At 32.6% G+C, this 26,360-nt stretch carries 29 protein-coding genes and 1 other annotated feature; of the genes, 16 read left to right on the forward strand and 13 right to left on the reverse strand.

What is annotated here, in order from left to right:
* The first annotated feature begins 18 nt into the window (after positions 1-18).
* Together BBG48_RS04220 and jag are read left to right on the forward strand one after the other, a co-directional pair.
* Positions 19-765 carry a YidC/Oxa1 family membrane protein insertase gene (locus BBG48_RS04220; RefSeq protein ID WP_068912320.1) on the forward strand — a complete coding sequence of 249 codons (747 nt, stop codon included), beginning with the start codon at positions 19-21 and terminating at the stop codon, positions 763-765.
* A gap of 10 nt (positions 766-775) precedes the next feature.
* Positions 776-1,606 carry an RNA-binding cell elongation regulator Jag/EloR gene (gene jag, locus BBG48_RS04225; protein ID WP_068912319.1) on the forward strand — a complete coding sequence of 277 codons (831 nt, stop codon included), beginning with the start codon at positions 776-778 and terminating at the stop codon, positions 1,604-1,606.
* Between the two features lie 441 nt (positions 1,607-2,047).
* Here jag and BBG48_RS10890 read toward each other — a convergent pair whose 3' ends face one another.
* The gene (locus tag BBG48_RS10890; protein ID WP_144398537.1) at positions 2,048-2,239 is read right to left on the reverse strand and encodes a hypothetical protein; all 192 of its coding nucleotides are present in this window, start codon (positions 2,237-2,239) and stop codon (positions 2,048-2,050) included.
* Between the two features lie 639 nt (positions 2,240-2,878).
* Between BBG48_RS10890 and BBG48_RS04230 the strand changes: the two genes are divergently transcribed.
* The 9 genes from BBG48_RS04230 (at position 2,879) to BBG48_RS04270 (ending at position 9,531) form a co-directional block, all read left to right on the forward strand.
* Positions 2,879-3,265, forward strand: a complete 387-nt coding sequence (locus BBG48_RS04230) for a hypothetical protein (RefSeq protein WP_068912318.1) — start codon at positions 2,879-2,881, stop codon at positions 3,263-3,265.
* 48 nt (positions 3,266-3,313) lie between these two features.
* Positions 3,314-3,778: a hypothetical protein gene (locus BBG48_RS04235; RefSeq protein ID WP_068912317.1), complete on the forward strand. Its 465-nt coding sequence runs from the start codon at positions 3,314-3,316 to the stop codon at positions 3,776-3,778.
* 286 nt (positions 3,779-4,064) lie between these two features.
* Positions 4,065-4,312: a binding site (T-box leader), on the forward strand.
* A 109-nt stretch (positions 4,313-4,421) separates the two neighbouring features.
* Positions 4,422-5,423 carry a methionine ABC transporter ATP-binding protein gene (locus tag BBG48_RS04240; protein ID WP_068912316.1) on the forward strand — a complete coding sequence of 334 codons (1,002 nt, stop codon included), beginning with the start codon at positions 4,422-4,424 and terminating at the stop codon, positions 5,421-5,423.
* The gene (locus tag BBG48_RS04245; RefSeq protein WP_068912315.1) at positions 5,424-6,083 is read left to right on the forward strand and encodes a methionine ABC transporter permease; all 660 of its coding nucleotides are present in this window, start codon (positions 5,424-5,426) and stop codon (positions 6,081-6,083) included.
* Positions 6,084-6,103: 20 nt separating this feature from the next.
* Complete coding sequence (locus BBG48_RS04250; RefSeq protein WP_068912314.1) at positions 6,104-6,940, forward strand: MetQ/NlpA family ABC transporter substrate-binding protein; 837 nt, start codon at positions 6,104-6,106, stop codon at positions 6,938-6,940.
* Between the two features lie 71 nt (positions 6,941-7,011).
* On the forward strand, positions 7,012-7,368 hold the full coding sequence (locus tag BBG48_RS04255; RefSeq protein WP_068912312.1) for a M20/M25/M40 family metallo-hydrolase: 357 nt from the start codon (positions 7,012-7,014) through the stop codon (positions 7,366-7,368).
* A gap of 210 nt (positions 7,369-7,578) precedes the next feature.
* Complete coding sequence (locus BBG48_RS04260; RefSeq protein ID WP_068912310.1) at positions 7,579-7,842, forward strand: type II toxin-antitoxin system RelB/DinJ family antitoxin; 264 nt, start codon at positions 7,579-7,581, stop codon at positions 7,840-7,842.
* Positions 7,843-7,893: 51 nt separating this feature from the next.
* Complete coding sequence (locus tag BBG48_RS04265) at positions 7,894-8,094, forward strand: Txe/YoeB family addiction module toxin (protein ID WP_068912308.1); 201 nt, start codon at positions 7,894-7,896, stop codon at positions 8,092-8,094.
* Positions 8,095-8,283: 189 nt separating this feature from the next.
* A complete protein-coding gene (locus BBG48_RS04270) occupies positions 8,284-9,531 on the forward strand; it encodes an erythromycin esterase family protein (RefSeq protein WP_068912307.1) in 1,248 nt (415 codons plus the stop codon).
* Positions 9,532-9,973: 442 nt separating this feature from the next.
* Here the strand turns inward: BBG48_RS04270 and BBG48_RS11365 are convergent, their stop codons facing one another.
* The 12 genes from BBG48_RS11365 to BBG48_RS04325 form a co-directional block, all read right to left on the reverse strand.
* A complete protein-coding gene (locus BBG48_RS11365) occupies positions 9,974-10,108 on the reverse strand; it encodes a hypothetical protein (protein ID WP_274541824.1) in 135 nt (44 codons plus the stop codon).
* Positions 10,109-10,476: 368 nt separating this feature from the next.
* Positions 10,477-11,064, reverse strand: a complete 588-nt coding sequence (locus BBG48_RS04275) for a leucine-rich repeat domain-containing protein (protein ID WP_243123023.1) — start codon at positions 11,062-11,064, stop codon at positions 10,477-10,479.
* Positions 11,065-11,073: 9 nt separating this feature from the next.
* On the reverse strand, positions 11,074-12,222 hold the full coding sequence (locus tag BBG48_RS04280) for a 2-hydroxyacyl-CoA dehydratase subunit D (protein ID WP_068912304.1): 1,149 nt from the start codon (positions 12,220-12,222) through the stop codon (positions 11,074-11,076).
* Positions 12,223-12,234: 12 nt separating this feature from the next.
* Positions 12,235-13,560 (reverse strand): 2-hydroxyacyl-CoA dehydratase subunit D, encoded by a 1,326-nt coding sequence (locus tag BBG48_RS04285; protein WP_068912302.1) that lies wholly within the window; start codon positions 13,558-13,560, stop codon positions 12,235-12,237.
* A gap of 189 nt (positions 13,561-13,749) precedes the next feature.
* Positions 13,750-14,544 (reverse strand): acyl-CoA dehydratase activase, encoded by a 795-nt coding sequence (locus BBG48_RS04290; protein ID WP_068912301.1) that lies wholly within the window; start codon positions 14,542-14,544, stop codon positions 13,750-13,752.
* Between the two features lie 356 nt (positions 14,545-14,900).
* Positions 14,901-16,982, reverse strand: coding sequence for a beta-propeller domain-containing protein (locus BBG48_RS04295; protein WP_068912299.1), 2,082 nt, complete (start codon positions 16,980-16,982; stop codon positions 14,901-14,903).
* 61 nt (positions 16,983-17,043) lie between these two features.
* The gene (locus tag BBG48_RS04300) at positions 17,044-17,244 is read right to left on the reverse strand and encodes a hypothetical protein (RefSeq protein ID WP_068912297.1); all 201 of its coding nucleotides are present in this window, start codon (positions 17,242-17,244) and stop codon (positions 17,044-17,046) included.
* A 7-nt stretch (positions 17,245-17,251) separates the two neighbouring features.
* Positions 17,252-17,443, reverse strand: coding sequence for a hypothetical protein (locus tag BBG48_RS04305; RefSeq protein WP_068912295.1), 192 nt, complete (start codon positions 17,441-17,443; stop codon positions 17,252-17,254).
* Positions 17,444-17,453: 10 nt separating this feature from the next.
* Positions 17,454-18,533, reverse strand: coding sequence for a hypothetical protein (locus BBG48_RS04310; protein WP_068912293.1), 1,080 nt, complete (start codon positions 18,531-18,533; stop codon positions 17,454-17,456).
* Positions 18,530-19,639 (reverse strand): TolC family protein, encoded by a 1,110-nt coding sequence (locus tag BBG48_RS04315; protein ID WP_068912292.1) that lies wholly within the window; start codon positions 19,637-19,639, stop codon positions 18,530-18,532. The genes BBG48_RS04310 and BBG48_RS04315 overlap by 4 nt, the downstream gene beginning before the upstream one ends.
* Before the next feature lie 216 nt (positions 19,640-19,855).
* Positions 19,856-20,131 (reverse strand): Ig-like domain-containing protein, encoded by a 276-nt coding sequence (locus BBG48_RS04320; RefSeq protein WP_068912290.1) that lies wholly within the window; start codon positions 20,129-20,131, stop codon positions 19,856-19,858.
* A gap of 61 nt (positions 20,132-20,192) precedes the next feature.
* Positions 20,193-21,557 carry a DUF4825 domain-containing protein gene (locus BBG48_RS04325; protein ID WP_068912288.1) on the reverse strand — a complete coding sequence of 455 codons (1,365 nt, stop codon included), beginning with the start codon at positions 21,555-21,557 and terminating at the stop codon, positions 20,193-20,195.
* Positions 21,558-21,791: 234 nt separating this feature from the next.
* On the opposite strand from BBG48_RS04325, the gene BBG48_RS04330 reads away from it, so the two are divergent.
* The 5 genes from BBG48_RS04330 (at position 21,792) to BBG48_RS04350 (ending at position 26,326) form a co-directional block, all read left to right on the forward strand.
* Positions 21,792-22,319 carry a hypothetical protein gene (locus BBG48_RS04330; RefSeq protein ID WP_068912287.1) on the forward strand — a complete coding sequence of 176 codons (528 nt, stop codon included), beginning with the start codon at positions 21,792-21,794 and terminating at the stop codon, positions 22,317-22,319.
* A gap of 74 nt (positions 22,320-22,393) precedes the next feature.
* Entirely contained in the window at positions 22,394-23,590 is a 1,197-nt protein-coding gene (locus BBG48_RS04335; protein ID WP_068912285.1) for an FprA family A-type flavoprotein, read from the forward strand.
* 14 nt (positions 23,591-23,604) lie between these two features.
* Positions 23,605-24,369 carry a ParB/RepB/Spo0J family partition protein gene (locus BBG48_RS04340; RefSeq protein ID WP_068912284.1) on the forward strand — a complete coding sequence of 255 codons (765 nt, stop codon included), beginning with the start codon at positions 23,605-23,607 and terminating at the stop codon, positions 24,367-24,369.
* A gap of 78 nt (positions 24,370-24,447) precedes the next feature.
* A complete protein-coding gene (locus tag BBG48_RS04345) occupies positions 24,448-25,584 on the forward strand; it encodes an aminotransferase class V-fold PLP-dependent enzyme (protein WP_068912282.1) in 1,137 nt (378 codons plus the stop codon).
* A gap of 268 nt (positions 25,585-25,852) precedes the next feature.
* Positions 25,853-26,326 carry a GNAT family N-acetyltransferase gene (locus BBG48_RS04350; RefSeq protein WP_158527900.1) on the forward strand — a complete coding sequence of 158 codons (474 nt, stop codon included), beginning with the start codon at positions 25,853-25,855 and terminating at the stop codon, positions 26,324-26,326.
* The last annotated feature ends 34 nt before the right edge of the window (positions 26,327-26,360 follow it).

Here is a 26,360-nt window from a genome sequence, read left to right on the forward strand (position 1 = left end):
CCTTTCAAGGAGGATGATTTGGAGCAAATATCAAACTTCTTTGGAACTATCCTAAAGTTTTTTTATGATATTTCCGGAGAATATTATTTGGCGATAATCTTTTTCACAATAGTGACAAAGCTTATACTCCTGCCTTTTACATTTTCGCAGATGAAATCGCAAGCTGCAATGAAAAGGGTACAGCCAAAAATTGACGCAATTAATAAAAAATATAAAGGCAATCCACAAAAGCAAAATGAATTATTGCAAAGACTATACAAAGAAAATAATGTAAACCCATTAGCCGGATGCTTGCCATTATTGGTGCAGTTCCCAGTTATCATGGCAATGTATAACGTTGTTAGAGACCCAGTAAAATTTGTATTTAAATCTCAGGAAGTTTACGATGCTATACAAAAAGGATTTTTTTGGATAAACTCACTTTCAAATGTTGATGCAATACCAATAGCATTAGGTGGAAAAACAATAGGACTTCCGGGTATATTACCTATACTTTCTGCAATAGCTACCTATTATTCAATAAGAATGACTACAGCAAAGTCGTCAAATTCATCAGAAAACCAAAATGAAATGATGAAATCTATGAACAGCTCAATGCAGGTTATGATGCCAATGATGATGTTATTTTTTGGTATCACACTGCCATCAGGCTTGGTATTATATTGGGTAGTCGGAACAATAGTGCAGATAATACAACAATACTTTATAGGAAAGTATGAAGAAAAACACTTCAATGAAAACAAAACAAAGAGTGTAAAGAATTAGAGGAGAGATAATGGAATTCACGGGTAAGACATATGAAGAAGCTTTGCAAAAAGCAAAAGATTATTATGAAGTATCAAGTGATGACAGCCTTGACATAAAAGTAATGGCAGAAGGAAGCAAAGGATTTTTAGGACTAGGTGCTAAAGATTATGTTATAAAGGTTGAACAGCTGCCTAATTCTTTAGAAAAAAATATAAATGAGTTTCGCAGTGAACAAATTGAAAATGCCAATCAAAATGACGCTATATCAACTACAGCTGCAGCCTCAGTTTCCAGTGAAGAAGATATACAAGCAAAAATGAACCACATACAAAAATTTATTAAAGAAATATATAACTCAATTGATATAGAGCCTGAAATAAAAACTGATTATGATGGTGAAAATATCAACGTAGTTATTAGTGGAGAAGGAGCCTCAGCTTTAATAGGTAGACGTGGACAAGGCTTGGATGCACTTCAGTTTATAACAGGCATAGTAGCTAATAAAGATGCAGATTACAAAAGAGTATTAATAGATATAGAAAACTACAGAGATAAAAGACAAGCCAGCCTTGAACAATATGCAAAATCAATGGCAAGAAAAGCTGTCAGAGAAAAAAGAAACGTACGCCTTGAGCCGATGAACCCATACGAAAGACGTATAGTACATTTTGCTCTGCAAGGTGATAAAAAAATAGAAACCTACTCTCAGGGTGAAGACCCCGATAGATATGTAGTAATATCATATAAAGGCTACAAAAAATATGATAGAATAACACCATCAAGAGTAGAAAACGAAGAACAGCAACCCCGTCCTAAATATGATTACGGCGAATATAAGGACGAAACAGAAGAACTTTAGACTATAAAATTTAATAAAGCCAACGAAATAAATAAAAAAACTGCTGGAGGATAAGCCTTTAGCAGTTTTTTTTGCAGTAATATGAAATAAAGTTTTTTTATTTGAAAATGTAGGTGATATGTTTATGTATTTATTTTCTCTATTAATTTTCCAAGCTATAACTATAGCACTTTGGAAATTTACAAATAATGACCAATACCTATTATTATGTGCGTCAGGTTCGTTTTGTTTTCTTACTTATTCTACATTTAAGAATTTTAAAAAGGATAATAAAAATAAAAAATTATAAGGTTGAAATTTAGCAATATAATATATTTAGTTTATTTATGCCATTTATTCTATTTTAAGATATTGGCTAAAAAATAAAAATTATAATGATTAAACATAGGTCAGGTCTACAATGTAAAATTAGTAATACATTTTAGGATATTATTAAATAAATTATATATCCACATCTTTCATATAAGCAACGAAATTAAAATAATTGTAAAAGTCGACAAAACTTCTCAAGTTATGACTGTCGATATATTCTTTAGGGTCGTAGATATAATCATTGTCTAGTTCATCCCAAACTCCATTTATTCGCTTTGACTGATATAATATTTTTAGGTCGGCACGATAGTAAAAATCCACATTTTTATCTTTGTCATAGGGAGATAATCCATAACATCCAAATTTATCAACATATACACTATATTCTGCTAAATCTACAGTGTCACCGGTGTCACGGCTATAGCTTGCAATAGCATCAAATAAAATAGTCTCTTTTATTTTATTGGCTTTTTGCTCTATAACAAGGTTGAAAAAGATTATAAAAATTATTATTATCGCTTGGGACTAAATATGTAGAGGGCATACAAGATTTAATAGCGGAGGATTTACTGGAAGAGACTGACAAAATAATGTATGAATATAAAAAAACTAAAAAAAATTTTAGAGGAACTGTAAAACTACTCAATAAATAAAGAACTTATAAATTTTGTATTTTATTACCTTATTAAAAAATGATAAGTTTCAAAACTAAATGCAACATCAATCCTAAACCTATGTGCATTTACTTTGTCAAATAACATACATCTTAGATTAAAGACAAAAAAGTTGTTGTAATAATAACTTTTTTGTCTTTATTTATTATTTGCAGAAACAGAATTTATTTTACATATTTATTTATTAAATATCAGCCATTTGGTGGATGTAATTATTATTTTGTTGACGTATAATGAAAAAAAGTTGAAATAAAATAATTAAAAACATTATTTTTAGGAGGCAGTTATGTTAAAAACAAACAATATCAAAAAAATCACAGCTATGCTTACAGTATTTTTCTTAGTGTTCAGTATCACAGCTTGCGGTGGCAAAAAAGTAGCACCTGAAGTAGGCAAGTACAAGGCAATCAGTGTAGAAGAAGGTGGAACAAAGATAGAGGGAGAGACTCTTGAGTCACTTGGTATGGACGTTACATTAGAGCTTAAAGAAGATGGTACAGGCACTATGAACTTTGGTGGTGAAGAAGGTCCTGTAGAATGGAAGGACGGCAAGATTATTGACAAATCAAGTGGAGAAACAACAGAAATAAAATACATACTTAAAGACAATACGATTACGTTGAGTGAGGACACAATGTCAATTGTTCTTGAAAAACAAAAAGAAAGTAAATAACACTTCAGTTTAATTTTAGTATTATGTTTTAAAAGGGTGTGATAAGAAATGAAAAATAGTTTGATAAAAAGTATAGGGACAGGTGTAGCTGTATTTACTTTGTGCTTGGGATTAGTGGCTTGTGGTGGAAAAGATGAAGGAAAAGCACAAGCAGATAAAGCAAAAAGTGAAGCAGATAAGCCTAAGTATGAGCTTAAATATGAGTCAACAGAAGAGCAAAAAATGTCAGAAGAAAAGGTTGAAAAAGCTTCGTTATCAAAATTTATAAATGAAACACTTGAAGGAAACACATTATTTCTGCCGGGAAAAGAACCCGGAGGAAATTTGACATATGAAGATTGTGTAGCTAAGATAGGTAAAGACGCAAATACTTATTTTTATGATGATATGGCTGAACGTAGAAATTACCTATGGTTAGCATCTGATGATGATACAGCACAACTACTTTTGGGATTTAAAAAAGATAACGATAAATGGCTTTTGAGTATGGCAGGGTCAACAAATTTGAATTAGGTTTATGTAGGAGCAGATTTATATTTTTGTCATACATCCTCTAAATATAATAATACAAGCTAAAAGCCTCCAAATTTTATGGGGGCTTTTAGCTTGTTTGATATTAGTTAAGAAAAGGTATTTAGCAAAAATTCTTGTCTCCAATAAACATATTTAAATGGTTGTCTGTATTCGAAATAACAAATGTTATGGCGACTAAGAAGTTTTTTTGAAAAAAGGTGCTTGACAAAATAAATTAATGCTGTATAATAAGTTTCAATAATTTTTAAATTGATGAAAAACTTAATAAAATACTAGGATAAGATGAGTAGCAAAAAATAGTTTTTACAGAGAAGACCGGTAGGTGAGAGGGTCAAGGCGATGTTTTTGTGAATATGGTCTTTGAGTTTATAGGAGTGAGCATAGGTTTGTTAGCTCCTATCGGGAGTCTTTCCGTTATCAAGAGAGGACTGTGATGGCAGTTACAATGAGGGGATATTTGCACCATAATATCCTAAACTAAGGTGGTACCACGTATGATAATACGTCCTTATGTGTTTAATTACACATAAGGACTTTTTTTATACTTAAATTTAAGACGCAACAAGCAAAAAAATCTATATTTCCAATTTATTAGAAAAATTTAAAAAATTGAGGTGATTAAATGATAAGTTTAGAAAACATAACAGTAGAATTTGAAAGAAATAAAAAAATTACAAAGGCACTCAAGAAGGTTAGCCTAAAAGTAGAAAAGGGAGATATCTACGGCATAGTTGGCTACTCAGGAGCTGGAAAGTCTACGCTGGTAAGATGTATAAACCTTCTGCAAAGACCTACCACAGGAAAAGTTTTTGTTGGAGAAGATGAGCTAACTGCTATGGACGACAAAAAAATTAGAACTATAAGAAAAAAAATAGGTATGATATTTCAGCATTTTAATCTGATGAATGCAAGGACAGTTTTTGAAAATGTCTATTACCCTTTAAGAAAGCTAGACATACCAAAAGAAGAAAAAATAAAAAGAGTAAACAATCTACTAGAAATGGTAGAAATTTCAAGCAAGGCAACTGCCTACCCAAAGGAGCTTAGTGGTGGACAAAAGCAAAGAGTAGCTATAGCTAGAGCCTTAGCTACACAACCTGATGTACTGCTTTGTGATGAGGCTACCTCAGCTTTAGACCCAAAAACTACAAAATCAATTTTAGACCTACTAAAAAAAGTAAATGAAAGTTTAGGCATAACAATAGTGATAATTACTCACGAAATGCAGGTTGTAAAGGCAATATGCAACAAATGCTCACTTATGCAAGAGGGAAATATAGTGGAAACAGGAGACACTATAGATATTTTTACAAATCCAAAAAATGACATTACAAAAGAATTTATAGATGCGGCACTTCATAAATTGGAAAGTGTAGTAAAACTAAAATCCGCTATGCCGGACAAACTGCTTTATCTATTACAGTTTGTGGGAGAAGTTACTTACAAGCCTTTTATGATAGAAATATACAAAAAATTTGGAGTAGAGACAAATATTTTGATAGCAGACATAAATTATATACAAGGTGTACCGCTTGGCAGTCTCATTGTAAGGTTTGACGGGGAACAAATAGACAGTGCTATTGATTATCTAAATAATAATAAAATAAGAACGGAGGTGGTTTAGATGTTTAAAAATGCTATATCTTTAGGTAATGAATGGTTAGTAGAAACTGTAAACACACTTTATATGACATTTTTCACAGCAATAATAGCAGGAATAATTGGACTTGTAATAGGAATAATACTTGTAGTAACAACTGATGGGGGCATTTTAGAAAATAAACTTGCAAATTCAATTTTGGATAAATTGATTAATTTTATGAGGAGCATACCATTTATAGTGTTACTTGCAATTATTGCCCCACTTACAAAAGAAATTGTCGGCACACGCATAGGAGAAAGGGCGGCAATAGTGCCACTGGTTTTTGGTACATTTCCATTTTTTGCCAAGCAAGTGGAAAATGCACTAATACAAGTAGACAAAGGCATAGTTGAGGCATCTGAAAGTATGGGCGACTCACCATTTGAGATTATAACAGGAGTTTACCTAAAAGAGGGTTTACCATCACTGATAAGGGTATCAGCTATAACATTGATATCTTTAGTCGGACTTACTGCTATGGCTGGAGCTATAGGAGCAGGCGGACTTGGTAAGGTAGCTATATCACAAGGATATAATAGGTATAAAGACGACATTACTATAGTTGCTACACTAATTATTTTGGCAATAGTATATGCAATTCAAGGAGTTTCAAATATTTTGATAAAGAAAGTAAATCATTAATAAAAAATAAGGAGAAAAAAATGAAAAAATTATTTAAACTATTAACAATCGTACTGACAATATCACTGCTTGCAGCTTGCACAGGAGAAAAAAAGACTGCCGGACTACCGGAAAATCTTGGTACTAAAGACAATCCGGTAAAAATAGGAGTAGTAGGCGAAGACACGGAGGTTTGGGATGGAGTAATAGCAAGACTTCAAGAACAAGACATATATGCTGAGCTAGTGACATTTACAGATTATAATCAGCCAAATGAGGCATTATTGTCAGGAGACTTACAGCTAAATTCATTTCAACATCAAAGATTTTTAGATAATTTTAATAAAGAAAAAGGTTCAAATATAGTTTCTATAGGAGATACAGTGCTTGCACCATTGGGATTATATTCATCAAAAATTAAAGATGTATCAGAAATAAAAAATGGCGACCGCATAGCAATACCAGATGACGTATCAAATGGCTCAAGAGCATTAATATTACTACAAACAGCAGGACTAATAAAAGTAAATGGGCAAGCAGGAGACGACCTTACAAAGGACGATATCACAGAAAATCCACTAAACCTAGAAATTATTGCCTTAGACGCATCACAAACAGCAAGAAGTCTTGATGACGTGACAGCAGCAGCAATAAATAACGGAATGGCAATAGATGCAGGCTATATACCTACAAAAGACTCATTTTTCTTAGAACCGGTAGACGACAACTCAAAACCATATATCAACATCATTGCAACAAAAGAAGAAAATAAAGACAATGAAGTTTTAAAAAAAATAGCCCAAGCATATCAGACTGATGAAACAGCCAAAGCTATTGATGAAACAACAAAAGGTTCATCAATTCCTGCTTGGAAATAAGACAAATTGGGCGGACAAAGTTCGCCCGTATAGATAATATTTTGATATTTTATTAGTAAGGGGCTGAAAAATTGAATATAAGTGAAGAAGTAGAAAAAATATATCCATTCCTAGTGTCGACTAGAAAATATTTGCATGAGCATCCGGAAAGCTCACTAAAAGAATATGAAACCTCAAAATTTATCAAACAAGAACTTGATAGGATAAATATTGATTATGTAACAGTCGGTGAGACGGGAGTATTAGCAGAAATAAAAGGCAAAAATGCAGGAAAAACAATATTTTTAAGAGCCGATATGGACGCACTTGAAATGAATGATGCCAAAGACGCAGATTATAAGTCAAAAAATCAAGGACTAAATCATGCCTGCGGACATGATGCACACACAGCAGCACTTCTAGGAGCCACAAAAATATTAGCTATTTAACCGGCACATAGCGAAAAGTTCGACATAGACGAAGAAGCACTAAAAATAGCCTGCCAATTTCACATAAACGTGGCATTGGAATATCTAAAATAATTAAATATGATAGACATTAGTAGCTTTTTAGCAAAGATTAAAAGTAAGAAAATGCCAAGTATATTTCTTTACATTTTCTTACTTTTATTTTATAATAAGAAAAAAAGGGGTGATTTTATGTCTAAAACAGTTAATGTGAATTTTAAATTAAATGAAGATGTCAAAAAAATGATGGAACAAGCTTGTGATGAACTTGGACTATCAATGAGTGCAGCATTTACAATCTTTGCAAAAAAAGTAGGTAGAGAAAAAAGAATTCCATTCGAAATTAGTGTAGACCCATTTTATTCTGAAGGAAATATATCTTATCTAGAAAAGAAATATTCTGACTATAAGTCCGGGAAATTAAATTTTTCAACTCATGATATAATACAGGACTAGTATATGGAAGCTAAAATAATAAAATGAGATTTTGATGCGTGAGAAGATTATTTGTATTGGCAAGCTCAAGATAAAAAAATTTTAAAAAAAATAAATAGTTTGATAAAAGATATATCTAGGCATCCGTTTGAGGGAATAGGAAAACCTGAGCCACTAAAGGAAAATCTTGCAGGACTATGGAGCAGAAGAATAAATGATGAGCATAGACTGGTATATCTTATAGAAAAAGATAGTATATTGATATTTGCATGAAAAGGACACTATACTAAATAAATTCAAAAGTCTACTAGCCTAGCTAGTAGGCTTTTTAAATAATTAGCATAAACTTACAAAATTGTAAGCTAAATTTCCATGTTTGTAAGGTTAAATAAAGGCATAAAATAAAAATCTGAAATATAATAAAATCATTAAAAATTATATAGAGCAATAAAAGGGAAAAAAATGTTAAAATGGATTAAAAGAATATTTATTGTAACGTTAATTTTAATAGTATCATTAATTTGCATAGCTTTGTTTTACATAAATAAGCAAAATCAGAGCATTTTAAAAACTAAGTTGGAAGTTAATCAAGATATACAAAATAAAGTCGCAAGCATAGCAAAAAAAACAAAAGACTTTAAAATAGAAAAAACCTACAAAATAGTAGGCTTAGGGGAGTATTCACATGGCAATAGTAAGACACAAAAATTAAGAAAAGAAATTGCCCAAAAGTTATATGAAAAAGGCGAACTAAGTTCAATAGTATTGGAGATACCATATGTAGATGGAAAAAGAGTCAATGAGTATATACATGGAAAATCTGATAAAACTATAGACGAAATTATGCAGGATTTTACCTATTTCTTATATCAAACTCAAGAAATGAAAGATTTATTTTTATGGCTTAAACAGATAAATGACAGTGGAGCAAATATCAGCTTTTATGGAATAGATATACAACAATGGGACAGACCAAAGGACGAATTAAATAAAACACTAGCAAAACTAATCGTAAATAAAAAAATTGATGTAAAAGACATAAATGTTATAAAAGAAATAAGAAATTTATTAGCTCAAAAAGCTTTAGGAGAAGAAAAAACAAGTATAATGCTAAATCTAAAAGTACTTGAGCAAGAAATAAATTATGAGCCTACATTAGAGCAGACATCTAATGTGAATTATACTACAGATTCAGCAAATTTTAGAGATAAAGCCATGGCAGAAAACGCAATGTATATCCAAAATGAGGAAGGTAAGACAATCTTACTTTTAGGACATAATGCTCATATATCAAGGGAAAGCAAAATGCAAAAGACCATGGGCGGCTTTATAAAAGAAAAACTTGGAAATGCTTACTATAGCATAGGTACGCAGGCAAAAGTGACCTCATTTATGGCAAGAGATACACAAATGGATTTTACTTCTAAGAAATCACATAACATCGAGCAATTTTCACTTAAAGATAAATCAGAATTTATAAAAGCATTTGGTAAAGTTAAAGGAGACAGTGTAATTTCCTTTGATAACTTGCCAAAAGAAGTTTTAGATTTTTACAATCAAGACCATGCAATGCTAAGCGTTGGAGCTACATTTGGAATAATCCAAAAGATTTTTTATATGGGGCATTATATATCTGTAAATCCAGTTTTAGCCTACGATGTGGTTTATGTTTTTGAGCAAGACGAGCCATATAAATTTATAGATAATTAAAGATAAAAAATAAAAATTAATTATATTTTGGAAAAACCGGTAATTTTAATTAAGTTTACGGGTTAATAGTTTATTATTAACTTATAAATTGGATAAACTAAAATTTATGATAAATAAAAAGTATACAATGAAATTCATACCTAAACCAAGGTTATTAGGTTAAGAGAGTGACTAATTTTTTGGCTCAAATACTCTTACGAAATTAAAATTATTAAAGAAAGAATTATATTTTTGTTTCACTAGCTCCGGTAATACAATTCGATGAAGATACCTAGCCTTTATTCAACAATTTAATTACAGTCTAGTATTGGTACTATATAATAAAAACTAATTGCTGAAATATAAAAACTGCTTCAAAACGAATGTTGTGAGCAGTTTTTACTATTTTTATATTAGATTTTTATGCTAAAGCCACGTCAACGTGCTGTATTGTACCGGCTTGTCAGTTTTCTTTCAAAAATATGCCAGTTTTGCGAATTTGTCCTAAATTATCATAAGAATTGTCTCTCAAAGCAAAATCTGCGTCAGCACTACCTAGATATATTGCACCAACTTTAGCATCAGCTAAAGCTATCAATTTATCAGTGCCATCCTTTGTTTACGATGATATTCTAATCATAATAAAACTATGCATAAGTGTTTTATTTCTTTTCTTACTAAATTATATGTATGTAATCTTGAGTTGTCGCACCCAATCTGGCAACAGAAAGGGTGTGTGTTGATGTCTGATATATTAATCTCATTCTTAGTTTCTGTCATGGCAAATGTAATTAGCTAATATATTTGCAAATGGTTAGATGGAAACAGTAGCGACAATTAGCCTAGTTTAAAAGCCTACCAGCTGCAACTGGTAGGCTTTTTCGTGTCTCTATGCAAGAAACTTTTATCTTTTTTAGCTACTTATATTATACTCAAATTTTAGTATAAAATAAAGGTTATTATATCTTATCTATTTACTTTTGCATCTTCAGGGAAAGCATATTCATGTAAATCTGCTCCTGCTGGTACTTCTACAGTTTTAATGTTATTTTTTCTGAATGCGTACATATTGATTTTTTTAACACCTGCTGGGATTTTTACTTCTGTCAATTTGTTGTTGTAGAAGCTGGAGGTGTCTATTAATTTCATAGACTCAGGTAAATCAATGTGTTCTAGGTTATTCATAGCAAATGCACTTGGTTCTATTATTTCTAGTTTGTCATTAAATTCAACTTTTTCAAGTTTATTGTTATAGAATGCAAAGCCTTCTATGTCTTTTAGTGCTGATGGTAATTTTACTTCTTTAAGTGCACATACACCAAATGCGTCATAGCCTATAGACTCTACTGTATCAGGTATTACTACAGATGTTAATTTTCTTCTGTAAAAAGCATTGTCCCCTATTTTTGTGATAGGTGTACCATCTTGAGCTTTTTCAGGTATTATCATATCAGTAAGCCCTTGTAGTTTTACTTTGTCTTTACCTTTTTGTGTCATGCCTTTAAGCTCTGAACCTTTTATATTAAAATCATCGTATTCCCACACGTTTTCCATTATATCCTCCTATGCTCTATTCATTTGTACCATATCGCTAAAGGTTTCTAGCTGAGTCTTAACTTGAGCGAAGTCAACCATTTGTTGGTCATAACCCATTTTAATTAGTGGGATGCCAGCTTTATCAAATGCCTTTTTAAGTGAAGGGTATTCCATTTCTTCGGTGTCGTTGAAGTTCATCATAAATAGTAGGCATCCGTCTGCATTATTTTCTTTTACTAGATTTACTACATATGTTTGACGTTTGTTAAGTTCAGGGTCCCATAGGATTGGGTCTTCATCCATACGAGCAAATTGGTCAGCAAGAGCCATAAATGGGTCTTCTATTGTAGTATCTATATCTATTTTTAAGCCTCTTGATTCACTTGCTACATCGTCTGCTACTATGCAAACTTTGTATTCGTCAAATACTTCAAGTAGTCCTGGGTTGTCAGTGATAATACCGCTTGTTACTACTTTTATGCCGTTCCAGCTTTCTTCTGGCATAGCTTCTAGTATTGCATTTAATTCTTTAAGCATTTTTGTGTGTTCGTCTTTGAAGATGTGGTAGCCTGCTTTAAGCACTTTGCATCTGTCTGATGCTTTTATTGTTTGTGGATGAGTTGCAGCTAATTTTATGAATTTTCTTTTTTCTGCTCTATTTTCGTTGTATACAACAAATGCTTTTTTAAGATTTTCATTTGAAATTTGAATTCCGGATATTTTTTCTAGTTCTTCTTTAGCATTTTTAAATATTTTTGCGTTGTAAATTTTACCAAAATCTTCTTTTCTATGTTGTCCATGGTTTAAGAATATCATTGGTATTTTTCTGCCGGCACTTACTTTATAGTTTTGTGATAGTGGTCTTAATGTGTCATCAAGTGTAGTTAGCATTGATGCTGTAAGTCCATCTAATGAACCATCAAGAGCCATTTCTAGGCATCTTAATGCTAATGAATAGTAGAATGTTGGGAAGTAGTTTTTAGCCTGTTCGATAGGACCTTGTCCACCCCAAACGCCTAGTGGTAGCATTCCTCCGGCATAGACTATTTCTTCAGGTGCGTAGTATGGGAATATTCCTACTACTTTTTTACCATCGTTTAATGCTTTATCTATATATTTTCTTTGGTTATCTGCAATGTCTGCAAATTGTCCTAGTAATGATTTTATATCGCTCATTGTTCCCCCTTGTTACATAGTTGGCTTAGACCAATCAGTTTCCTTGGTATTTTCAAAATTAGTGTAAACATCTTCGCCTTTTGCTTCACGTTCTGCTTTTCTTTCGTTCATGATTTCAACAAGTCCTTGTACTCTTGTGTTGTACTGTTCTGCTGAGAAGTTTCTTTCGTCTGCTTGGTCGCCGTCAAAGTGTATTACTGGTATGTCTAGGTCTTCTTTCCAACGTCTTTCTATTTCAGGCATTGCTCCAGACCAAGGCTTGCATGACCTGTTGTAGTTTACAAGGGCACCGGAAATTCCGTTTTCCTTAGCCATTGTTTCTCTCCATTCAACGCCTGTTTCTATACATACTGAGCATGGGGCTTTGCAGTATGCAGCTGCCATTTCTCTTACTGTTTCGTATCTAAATCCAAATGCAGGTGCGTATACAACTGCTGTTACGTTTACGCCATTATTTTTAAGTGGTTCGAACAATGGTTTAAGTGCTGGCCAGCATGGGATTCCTTCGAATAATATTCTATGTTCCTCCGGATATTCCCAAGTAGATGTGTTTTCTGCTACGGATTGTTCAAATTCTTCAGCTAGTAATTCAAATCCTTCAGCTGCTTTTACTTCGCATCTTGCCGCAACTATATCAGCCATGTGGTTGAATAGGTCAAATCCGCTTAGTGGAGATGGCTCTTTACCCATGTAATTGCATGATTTTAACCATGCAGCTGCTGTTCTGTTTGCTATTTTGCAAGCTTCGTTGAATTTTTCTTCTTGGAATTTTTTGCCGGTCAATTCTTCTAGTTGCTTAATAGCGTATTTGAACTGACCCATTAAGTAATCAACCTTTTCCTCAGGTACTTCTACTGTATTTGAGAAAGGTATGTCTATATAAATTAGTGGGATGTTGTGAATTCTTGCTATGTTTTCGTACCATTTTGTCATCATGTTGCAGATGTTGTTGCAGCATAGTAAAAAGTCAGGTTGAGGCATTCTTCTTGCATCAGTTGGTTCACCTGCTGCATAAGCTAAGCTTATTCTAGCATATCCGCAGATATCATTGTCATAACCCATGTCTTCTGCTGCTTGGCAAAGTCTAAGACCATCTTTTTTAGCTGCGGTAGTTGCTGCATGGTTTTCAGGATAACATACATTTAAATCGAATGCTTTTGCAAGTTCGATTGGAAATTTAGATGAACTCCAACCTACTAGTTCGCCTCTTTTTTTTGCCTCCCAAGCATTGTTATATACCATGTCAACAACGCCTCTAAGAACTGCAGCAGCAGGCTTATGCCCTTCAATCGGTCTAGGTTTCTTATTAGGTAATTTTTCAATCTTTGTAACTGCCATATTTCCTCCTTAATAAAGAAATAATTAATAAAAATTAAGTAAGGTTTAGTCATAATTTTATAAGCTTGTGCTATATAATATTATAACTAAAATAATTTAAATATAAATACTTATTTGTAAAGTTTTATATTTAAAATTATATTTAAATTGAAAATTCAATTTATATGCAAAAATATTTAGTTTATGAAATTATTTTTTAGCTATAGCTTTTTGATAAGCAAATATTGATGCTCCAAGTGCTCCATTTAGCTGACAATAAGGGCTTGTTTTGATTTCATGACCTAAATTTTCGGATAAGGCTCTAACCATACCCTTGTTCAAGGCAACGCCTCCAGTCATAACCACGTCATCTTGTATACCTATTCTTTTTGCAAGAGAGCCTACACGACTTGCTATAGATTCGTGTATACCTTTTATTATGTCCTCTATTTTAGTGCCTCTAGCTAGCTGGGAAATTACTTCTGATTCTGCAAATACTGTACAGGTTGAGCTGATTGTCACGTCTTTAGTTGCTTTTTTGTCATATTCTTCTAATTGTCCTACATCTATTTCAAGGACTTTAGCTATGACATCAAGAAATCTGCCTGTACCGGCTGCACATTTGTCATTCATGACAAAATTCTCCAGCATACCGCCATCGCCGATTTTAAGTGCCTTGGAGTCCTGACCACCTATATCAATGATAGAGCGTACATTTGGAAATAAGAAATATGCTCCCTTTGCATGGCAAGATAATTCAGACATCTGCATATCTGCTTGTTCAAAACTATTTCTGCCGTAGCCTGTGGCTACTATATAAGAGATATCTTCTCTTTTTAGTCCTGATTTTTCTGAAACCTCTTGTACTGCTCTAGCTGGACCTGAAGTACCAGCTCCAACATCGACTATAGTAGAGGCGAAGATTTCTTTGCCGTCTTTAAGTATCAATGCTTTTGTAGCAGTTGAGCCTATATCTACTCCCATAGTAAATATTGTATCTTGCATAAAACCTCCATATAGATAAGGAAAGATAAAAATCTTGAAAAGGTTTACTGCAAAAAAGATTTGCAATAAATCTTGCATTTATTATATCACATTAGAAAAACGAATTCAAGGAAATGTAGTACAAAAACATTTATTTTAGTATTAGATTAAATTAAGTATGAAAAATGTAAAAAAGGCTTATTAAATTTTATAGTTCAAGGTAAAGTAAAAAAGTTAAGTTTAAATAAAATAAATTAATAGTATATCTGAAAATAATGAATAATTTAAAAAAAAGACTGTCGAATAAGCTTTATACTTCTTATTCAACAGTCCTTATTTATAATATTTCAGATTAAAAAGAATTTAAAAATTCATTTTTACAGCTTTATATATGATACTTCCTTGAAGCTTGTCATATTGGTAGATTTTATGCCTCCATCGGAAATAGTGTAAATGGTATTGCCTATTTGTACGGCTCTTTGTATTTGGGCATCGTAATCATATATATGGTTTTGACTTTCTTTTTGCTGTTTAGCATTTAAATGAGTTATTTTTCCTTTTAGGTTAAAGCCTTTTTCTGATACGGAAAATACATAAGCTCCATTAAATACTGGGATTTCTTCTTCATAGGTATCGCCATTATAAGTCTTTTTAACTAAATCAGTAACTTGTACAGGGAAGGCAAATATATTTCTGTTGTAATCAAACATAAGTGCTTTATGGTCTGAGGATAGTGGGCTGTATGTGCCTTGTTTTCCTATTACTTTAGTATCTATTTGTTTTGGATTTTTAAAGTCGCTTATATCAAACAATGAAACCTTGTAGCCGCTATTTACTACTGCCCCGTTATTTTTTTGATTTGTGTCATAGCCAAAGCCTATTAGGTAATTGTCCTTGAATGGGTGTAGGTAATCACTGTAACCGGGTACTTTAAGGTATCCTAATATTTGCATTTTTTGAGGATTTTTTATATCTATTACAAAAAGTGGGTCAACCTGCTTGAAGGTTACTATATATGCCTTGTCCTTCATATAACGTACTGAATAAATTCTTTCACCAAGGGCAAGGTTTTGTACTTCAGACAATTTTTTCATATTTTCGTCAAAGGACGCTAGTCTGTTTTCTGTTTTATTTTCTTGCTCCAAGTCATTTATTGTGTATGCTACAAAAAGCTTGCCATCTTTTTCGTTGAATGAGAATTGATTTAGTGGACTTCCTTCTATCAGAGCAGAACCCTTGTATTCAAAATCTTTTTTGCCGTTATTTTTTAGTGCGAATTTGCTTATAGTAGTTTTTTGTGAAAAATATATATTGTCCTGATTATCGTTGCTGTAGGAAGATATATAAATATTGTCTAAGGACATATACAGGTTATCTGAGTTACCCATATACATTATAGCTGAGCCATTGCTGGAAGTATTTTCATTAAGTGCTGATATTTTAGTAACTCCAAATGAAGTAGTAAATGGCAGATAGATTATTTCATTTAATGGTAAAGTTGTAGTTACTTTAGAAGCTTTTGGCATATAGTTTGAAGATTTTGTTCTTAGCATATCGTCATTTGGATATGGTGGTTCAGGATATTTGACGTCAAAGTCTACATAGCTTGATATATATAATTTGTTTGCTTTTTTTCTTGATTGGTTATAAAATCCGTCAAGTGTCTTAGTAGAAATTAATTTTGGATTTTTAGCGTCAGAAATGTTATATATATTTACTCCTATTGTTCTTTTTTCGGAGTAGCTAGCATCATATTTAACCTTAGCATTGCTGTTGTTGCTAGAGCTGTTATCATATATTAAGGTAAGCTTGCCATTGTCAAGATACATATCGTTGATAAAGTTCAACTGAATTTTAGATAGTATCTGCATATTGCTAGGGTTGGCTGATACTATGGTAACTCCATCATTTTTTAAATAATAGATATTTTTTCCATCTGTTTTTACTATGTCTGCCTCGTCAACACCTTTGGTTTGTACGTTAGTGTTTGAATGGTCGCTATCATTTGCGGTCTTAGCATTTTCTGATATTTCGTCTTTTGTTTCAGTGGTTCTCAGCATGGAATTTTCATAGCAAACAGGATAAAATAGCGGAATGCTTTTTGCTATGTTATCCAAATTTGTTTGATTTTGCAGGTAAATTATACCGTTATAATCTGATACACTGTAGTTATCAGTACATTTAACCTTTAGCTTTGATTTTGAGCCGTTTATAGGGGAGATGGCTAAGCTGGAGCTATCAAGTACATTGGTTACTGCATAATACTCTTTGCCGCTTTCGTCTACCAACACTAATTCTTTTGCCATTTTTTTTGCATCGGCATTTCCAAACTGGATTTTTTTAGGGCTGTCAAAGTTAAAATATCCTCCACTTTTAGTGCTGTTTTCAGTTACAGCGTAGGAAGTAAACACAAATAGTATTGCAGTAATACAAGCTAAAATTGCTATTTTTTTCTTCATTGTCGTTGCTCTCCTTAATTAAAATTAAATTTTAAATAATATGCTTTATTTAATGAGGATATCAATAATCACCAAGCACTGGTTCTGCTTTTGTGCCGTCAGCATTGATATAATATCCGTCTTGTATTGTCCTAAATCCGCCTCCAAAAAACCAGCCATGAGACTCTACATATTCTATAAATGTGTCTATGACTTCATCAGAGCTAACTTCTTCAGGCACGTTTATGCAGCCTATGATTTCAATTTCTTTTGTTGTGCTCATATTATAATCATATTCCCATCATTTTAGAAAATATCATTTTATTTGCCTCTTCTACTAGGTCTATCATATCTTCTTGACTTATTTTTTCTGCTCTTTGGCTTTTAAAAAAGCTTTTGTATTTTGCACTCTCATCGATTTTTAGGGCAAGCTTATTTTTTAATAAGCTACTTTTTTTGTACTGGTAATATGGATAGCTCATAAAATCCTCCTTATAGGTTGATATCAGTGTAGTAATCCAGCATTAGCTGTCTTATTTTTATCACTTTATCTACTTGAGAAAGTAGGTTTTGACTGATTTGATAATCAGTAGCGTCATAGGTGTTGAGTGTGGTCAAGCCTGATTTATTTAGCAGGGCATTTTTTTGTTTCTCAATATTTAGCTGTTCATTTTCAATTTTGTCTTTTCTTAAATTTTCTGTCAAAACTAAAATCTGATTGACTGTCTTATCATAGCTATATAATGAAGTCCTTGTTTTTTCGTTGATATCTTCTTTTTTCTTGTCTATCAGCTCTTGCTGCTGCTCAACAGTGCCTTTTTGATTAAGTAGGTCAATCCACTTCATATCCTTTAAAAGCTCGTCCATATCGTCTTTTAAATCTACAAAGGAATTATTTTTTAGCATTGCTTGAGCTAAGGCGTCTTTCGGATTTAGTACAGTAGATATATCCGGCTCAGTAATTGTAAGGACGATGTCAGTTTTTTCATCAATGCCTAGATGCTTTTTAAACTGACTTTTTTGTAAAGCTATTTGCCTTTGTAAATCAGCCAGCTGGAGCTTTAATAAATCCAGCTTATTTTTTTCCATGTCTAGGGTTAATTGAGTTATTATCTTATTTTTAAGCTTTACTTCATTTTGATAGACTATTTTTTGCTGATTTGTAATGGCAAGATTTTTGTCTTGGATTTGTTTTTCTAAATCATATATAGTCTTATAAAAATTGAAGGTTTTATTTTCGCTTGCAAAAATTTCGCTTTCTTTTTCTCTTGTGATATTTTTTAGTATTTTTTCGTAATCATAGGTCTTATAAGTGTTGTTGTATACCTCAGTTTTGGTTATGCCGTTGTATTCGTAGTCAGGTTTGTTTTGGTGAGGGTCTGACTGTTGAAGGGCATTTTTTTTGGCTAAACTGTCTATCATTTCGTCTTGCAATTTTAATTTTTCAGAGTTATTTACAGCCATTTGCCTTGCCTGCTCAAAATCTAGTGTCATTGGCTTTTGTGCAAATGAGAGATTGGTAGATAAAAATATGGCTGAGAGGGAAAGGACTATAATTTTATTTAATTTCATGCTTGTCCTCCAAGTGTCAATAGATATGGTTTTTGATATCTTTCAAGCAAAATTTGATGAGTTTCTTTAAGATTTTCTAAGGTCTGTGTAATTTCGTCTAAAGAAAGGTTCACTGTATCTAATTCCATTTTAGTCTTTAAGCCTAAGTTTACGGTTGCGTCAAGTTGTTTGACAGACTGCTCAAGATTTTTCTTTTGCACTTCCAAATTTTCTATTTGAGCTTCCATATTTTGTAGGCGGTTTTCTGTGCTTATAACGGCTGTCTTTACGTCATTCTTGCTAAGTCGCAGCTCTGTATTTTTAATCTTTACGTCTATTTTTGACTCTTTAGAAGGTAAAGAGGTTTGGAGTTGATCTAACAAATTGTATTTTATTTTTTGTTCCAATAAGTAGATTTGATTGTTTTGAGCTATTATACTTGGAGCTTCAGCTACTGCTTGTCCTATTTGTGAGTTTAGTGACAGGTTTAATTTAGAAACAGGAGTGTATGCTAAATCTATGTAGCTTATTTTTTTTTCATTTTTTGTACCAAGTAGGTTTTCTAGGTCGCTATATGCCATTTTTAGTTTTAAAACATTTTCATTTTTTTCAGAAAGTAATTCTTCGTAGTCTAAATTGGCTTTGTCAAAATCCATCTTGCTAATCATTCCGATTTTGTATTTTATTATATTAACGTTAAGAGTATTTCTCATGTTGGCAATTTTTTTATCTAGTAGTGTAGCATTTTTTTCAAGGTTTTCTATAGTTATAAATGAATTTTTTAAGCCTAAACCTATTGCCTCTTTTTGTACATCTATGCTTTGCTTTGTAAGCTGTTGATTGTTTATTAGGTCATTGTAGGCTGTGGACTTTGAGTTTACGATGCTAGCTGCCATATATTCTGATGCCATCTGCGGGTCAACCTCAGGGAACATACCACTTATGCCGGTAGTTAAAGTATCATCTATTTTATCTGCACTATCCTTTGTACGCTCTAGAGTAAGGTTGTTGGCGTAAGCCATTTTTAACGCTGCATCATATGTTAATTTTTCTGCTGCATGGGTACTGTTTTGTATTCCAAACATAAGTGCTAGAGCAAGCACTATAGAAACTGCATTTTTTTTCATTTTTTCTCCTCAATTTAAATTTTGGTTACTTGATTATAACATATTTGAAATACCTTTTATCTAGTTGAAATTAAAACGTAATACAAATGTATAATACTTGTAGCATAATACTATAATGTGAGTATTAAAATCTGCTTAAATTTGTATATGCTAATTATTAAAATTTTTTACAAAAAGAGCTGCCCTAGTTATAGAGCAGCTCTTTAAAAAGTTTATTTAATTATATTTAGTAGTAACTGTTGTATTAGTTGGGTTGCTTTCTAATGTATCGCTTGTTTTTTCGGTTACACCAATGGTGTCATTTTCTTTTAGATTAGTATCTGCTGGAACATTTACCAACCAGTTACCGTTATTGTCGGCTGTAGTTGTAAGCTTAGAGCCATTTGGGAATGTTACTGTGATGGTAGAGCCGGGAGTACCAGTTCCATTTATGGTACTGCTTTGAGTATTTACAGGATTTATTGAAGGCGCTGAGCTTTGCTCTTTAGCCACTACTCTAAAGTTAACTTAATATTACCCGGTAATTATCAGTGTTAAGCTTAATTTTCTAAGATTATTTATCAGTTTGAGGGTTGTCGGGAGCTGGAGGCTGTTCTTGAGGTTGGGCTTTTATTTCGTCGTAGGATTTTCTTAGCTCTCCTTCAATTACGCTTAGATTTCCGTTATCCAGTTTTACTTTTACGTTTTCTATTACTTCATTTGTGTCATATCTGGTTTTTGTAAAGCCGAATGTATCTGAGGTGTCTTGTTTTTGGTATTTTGTTTCATAGATAAATCTTATATTATCCTCTAATTTTTCTAAAGTACCTACAAAATACGGGTAGTCGGTGTAGGCTCTATATAGGGCGTCAAATTCCATGGCGTTTTCCTCTGATAGTGGCGGATAGGCTTTTTCTTGATAGGAAAGGGAGATTTTTGCATCGCTCCTGCTGATGCTGTCAAGGTAGCCTTTGGAATATTGGATTATTTGGTTATCTATGTTTTGCACTGTATCTGTATTATTAGGTATGAGCTGGATTTTATTTACTATTTCTTCAGGGAATAATTTGTATAGGTCTTGCACATATAAAGCACCGTCTTGTGGTTTTTCGCTTTTAGTTAGTGTATAGTTACCATACTTGTCTTTAGAAAAAGTTAGCTTATATGGCATACTGGATGTGGCACATAGCTCAAATATTCCGTTTTGGAATTGCATTTGCACATATTTTGCATAAACTGAGGCGATTGTATATGGACTGTCTTCTTGTGTTAATAATGTGATATGTCCTTGTGCGGCAAGCTCACCTTGGTAAAACTGACCTTCGTTTTCTGTTAAAAGTGCGTCTGCTATGCTCTGCTCCAAATTTGATGTGTAGACTTTAAATTTTCCGAAGTCTATTTTTTTAATTGTGTCTAAGTACTCTTGGAAGTGTTCTTTTGTATCTGCTATTTTGTATGGGTTACCTTTGGCGATTTCTATCGCCCATGGTCTTTGTCTTGAGGACAATTCATTTGTTTGTCCGTTTTCATTTACGGCATAGGTAACCTGTTCGCAGTTTTCTATTAGTGAGAATATTATCATTGCGTTATAGCTGAAGCTTCTTTTGTAATCAAATTCCTGCGGGTTTACATTATCCACTTTGTTGAAGATTATTTTCATAGTTTTTATGTCGTTTTCTGCGGTTTTAAGCTCTATACCGGCGTATTTAAGTCCGTTTGGAAATGTCAAGGAATTTACTAGGTTACCGTCGTTTGAGCTGTCGCCGATGTATGGATTTTTATAGCTGAACAAATCCGTTTTATGTGGGGCGTCATGGCTAGTGGTAGGCAGGGAATTGCTTGAGCCTGTACTTATTTTGACAAACATTATTACCAATGCGGTAATTATACCAAGTATTATTATTGTTATAGCTGCATATCCTTTTTTATTTAATCGCATTATATACACCTCTGTCGCCTTATATTGATAAGGTAAAATTTTTTATAAGGTTTACAAATATAAAACATTATACATTAAAAAAAGATAAAAACAAAGAAAACGATTAAACTGTTAATTTTTTGTAAATTGTTTGTTTTGTTTAATTGCTTATAATTTCAATAAAATAATTTATTATAATGAAATTATTATAAAAATATGTTATACTATTTTAATGAAATTTTAAGGAGGACTAAATTGAATAATACTATATTATTAGACGCAATAAAAGAAAATGCAGTTATGCTGATTTTTTTCTTAGCATATGGAGGCTATGTGCTATTTCATTTATATAGGGAAAAATCTAAGGGCGGTAAATTAATTAAGGTATACAAGCACAATTCATCAAGTAAGACTTTCGGAAAGGTAATGATATTCATAGGCGTGTTTTACATGGTAATATTTTTTATGCAGAGTAAAAAGAGCTTTAGCACGACATTTACCTTTGTTTTATTTGCACTTTTTATAGCAATGATGGCGTTTATAACTATAAGGGATATTTATTTTTACGAAAATGGGGTATCCTTCGGTGGTAAATTTACATTTTTCTCAGATATGAAAGATGTGAGAAGGATTGGTAAAGACGGAGTGCAAGTGGTTTTAAAGAAAAAAAGATTTGGTGATGCAGTTTATATGAGAAAAATAGTTGATGAAAAGGAGTTTATTTCTCAGCTAAAGAAAAGAATGAAAATGGTAGCAAAACAGACGAAAAAAGGAATTTGCTGAAAAAACTGTAGCAAAATAATATGACAGCTTTGAACCGTCCAAGTAAATTTTAATTATTTTTATAGGAGGATTAAATGTTCACTAAAATAATAGTAAAAGATAACGTACACTACATTGGTGTCAACGATAGAAAGACTAGTCTATTTGAAAATATGTGGCCTCTTGAAAAAGGTGTCAGCTATAACTCTTACCTAGTTACAGGAGAAAAAAATGTAATACTTGACCCTGCACATGGAAATTTTTTCTCAGGATATCTAGCGAATATAAAAGCTACATTAGGTGACGGTAAAGTTGACTATCTAGTGGTAAATCACATGGAGCCTGACCATTCTAGCTCTGTTACATTACTTATGAAACAGTTTCCTGAAATGAAACTTATCGGTAATGCTAAAACAAAAGAATTTTTGGAGGCTTTTTACAAAATAGATACAACTGATGTATTCGTAGAAGTAAAGGATGGGCAGACACTAACTCTAGGAGACAATGAATTTACATTTTACACTACTCCTATGGTTCACTGGCCTGAGTCTATGGTGACCTATCACAACAATACTAAGACTTTATTTTCTCAAGATGCCTTTGGCGGATTTGGCGCACTGGACGGAAGTATATTTGATGATGAACAAGATTGGGAAGACGCAGAATACGAAACAAGAAGATATTTTACAAATATAGTTGGCAAATTTTCCACACAAATATTAAGAGCTATAGATAAGCTTGCTAAGCTAGATATACAAACTATATGCCCTGACCATGGCATTGTATGGAGAAAAGAACCGGCAAAAATAATAAATTATTACAAATCTCTTTCTAACCATGAGACGAAAAATGGTGTAGTGATAGCCTATGGTTCAATGTATGGCAATACAGAAAAAATGGCTGATACTATAGCAAACACATTGGCAAAAGAAGGCGTTGAAGAGGTAAAAGTATTTGACGTGTCAAAGACACATCCATCACATATACTTGCAGAAATATGGAAATATAAAGGTCTAGTCTTAGGTAGTTGTTCATACAACAACGCTTTATATCCTCCGATGCAAGAGCTGTATCATATATTGGAAATCAACAAGCTGAAAAATCATGTCGTGGGTATATTTGGTACATATGGCTGGAGTGGTGGTGGAGTAAAAACTCTAGTAAACTTGCCAAAGAATAATCCTGGATTTGACTTTATAGAAGAGACAATTGATGTAAGGTGTGCTCCGGGCGAGGAGGATATTGACAGATGTATCCAGCTTGCCAAGGAAGTAGTAAAAAGAATGAAATAGGTGTAATTTAGACTATGCAGATTGTTGAAATTGAAATAGATAAAATAATTACAGACAAAGACCAACCAAGAAAATATTTTGATGAGCAAAAGATAGACGAACTTGCAAGCTCTATTTCTGTTCATGGACTGCTTAGCCCCGTTATTGTTAAAAATACGGGGCATTCATTTGCTCTTATTGCAGGAGAAAGAAGGCTTAGAGCTTGCAAAAAGCTAGGCATGAAAAAAATTCCAGCTATTATAAAGCAAGAAGAAAATTATCAAATAGTTGCTCTGATAGAAAATATCCAAAGGGAGAACTTATCCGCCCTTGAAGAGGCTATTGCCATAAATGATATAAAAGTGAACAATAATTTTACCCAAGAGCAGTTGGCAAAGCTACTTGGCAAAACTAGAACCTATATCGCAAATAAGCTAAGACTGCTTAATCTTGACGATGTATCAAAAAAATATCTACTAGATGGTAAAATTACAGAGGGACACGCAAAAGCACTACTTTCCCAAAAGAATTTGGCTAAAAGAGAAAAATTATTAGAAAAAATCCTGTTTGGCAATCTTAGCGTAAGAGATGCAGAAAAGTCAGCAAAAAAACAAAAACCCTCAGACTGCAAAGCGGATTTGGAGGAAATAAAAAATATTTTGGAAGATAATCTAGCAACCAAGGTAGACATACAAAGCAGCTCAAATGGTGGGAAAATTACAATAGAATATTTTTCTGATGAAGAATTAAGAAGTATAGTTGAAAAAATAATCGGAAGTGAAAATTATCCAATAATATAAGCATATGTAGCGTTAGGAGCGGACCATGTTCTCCCTTTCATATTGATTAAACAGTTCTATTAGATTTCAGGAGTAATTATGATTTATTTAGATAATGCGGCAACCACTTTTCCCAAGCCTGAGCAGGTGATAAATAACACCTTTGATTTTGCAAAAAATCTTGGAGCAAATCCGGGCAGAGCTGCTCACAAAATGTCAGTTGCTACAGCAAAAGAGGTCTATGGAGCAAGAGAAAATATAGCAGGACTTATAAATGCAAAGGATGAAATGGATATCGCCTTTACAAAAAATTGCACAGAGGCTTTAAACCTTGGGTTATTTGCCAATGTAAAAGAAGGTTTTCATGTAATTTCTTCTGTTTTTGAACACAATTCAATTATAAGAGTGCTGGAGCATTATAAAAAGACAAGAAACATTACAGTTACTTATTTAGAACCCGAAAATGATGGCGTGTTGAATGCAGACGATGTATTACCGTTTATAAAAAAAGACACAAGCCTAATAGCTCTAAATCATGCAAATAATTTAATCGGCACATACAACGATATACAGTCCATTGGCAAATTAGCAAGTGAAAAAGGGATACTTTTTTTAGTGGATGCTGCCCAAAGCATAGGCAAAAAACAAATTGATGTGCAAAAAATGCACATAGATTTACTATGTGCACCCGGGCATAAAAGCTTGTTTGGACTGAGCGGTACAGGCTTTATCTACTATTCAAAAAACGCCAACAAAGAGCCGATGTTTAGAGGCGGTACTGGAAGCTTTTCAAACGAAACAATTCAGCCAACCCTTATGCCTGATATGATAGAGTCAGGTACAGTGAACTTTGTCGGGATAAAAAGTGTAAAAGAGGGCATAGACTTTATAAATGAGACCACTATAGAAAAAATCGAAAATAGAGAAAATAATTTGACTAAATATATTTTAGAAGAATTTGCTAAAATTGAAAATGTAAAATTATACACTCCAAAAAATACCTCACTTGCGGGGATAGTTTTATTTAATATTGCAAATAAGGACTGCTCAGAGGTAGCAGCAATTTTAAATGAAAAATACGATATAGCAGTCAGAAGTGGACTGCACTGCAATCCATACGGACATAAGTATCTAGGTACTATTGATAGAGGAGCGGTAAGAGCATCGTTATCGTACTTTAATACCTTAGACGATGCGGATAATTTTATAAAAGCTGTTTATGAAATAGCAAATTAAATAAAATATTTTAAAAATAATACTAACTTACATAAGAAAATGTAGTATTATTTTTCATTATAAAATTTTTTGCATAAGGAAGTAGCATAAATTTCTTTTTAATATGTATGCTACAATTTTCAAAGTAGTTTAGTATTAGCACAGATAAAAAGTAGGGGCGAACTTTGTTCGCCCGCATTAGCTGCTAAGTTTATTCATACTGGCTTACATAAGAAAATATAGTACCATATAAGAAATAAAAATATATTTTCATATGAACGGAGGGGAAATGCTTAGTATTAGGCGCTTTAAAAAGGAAGATGCCAAAGCGGTATCAGACTTGATTATGAAAACATTACTGATTACAAATGCAGTGGATTATGGCAGAGAATACATGCAAGAGTATTGTGAAAACATGACAGTGGAAAAAGTTTTGGAATGTGATAGGGACACGCATTTTTATGTGGCAGTAGAAGATGGTAAGATAGTAGGTTGCGCAGGGATTGGTCTTAATACACAAAATACTGAAGTAAGCGAGTTACACAAGCTGTTTATTGACCCTGAATACCAAGGCAGAGGCATTGGGAAAAATATACTTTGTGTATTAGAAAAAGATGAATACGCTTTAAACTCTAAAAAAATTACAGGAACATCTTCAATTACAGCAGTCGATTTTTATGAAAAAATGGGCTATGGCTATAAAGATGGTACAAAAACCTTTGATGAAGTAGGTCTTTGCTATAATATTGTAAAATACGTCTAATCTATTTTGTAATAATAGCAGGGGCTAGCTGTTC

This window comes from Criibacterium bergeronii, assembly GCF_001693775.2.
Classification (GTDB): domain Bacteria; phylum Bacillota; class Clostridia; order Peptostreptococcales; family Filifactoraceae; genus Peptoanaerobacter; species Peptoanaerobacter bergeronii.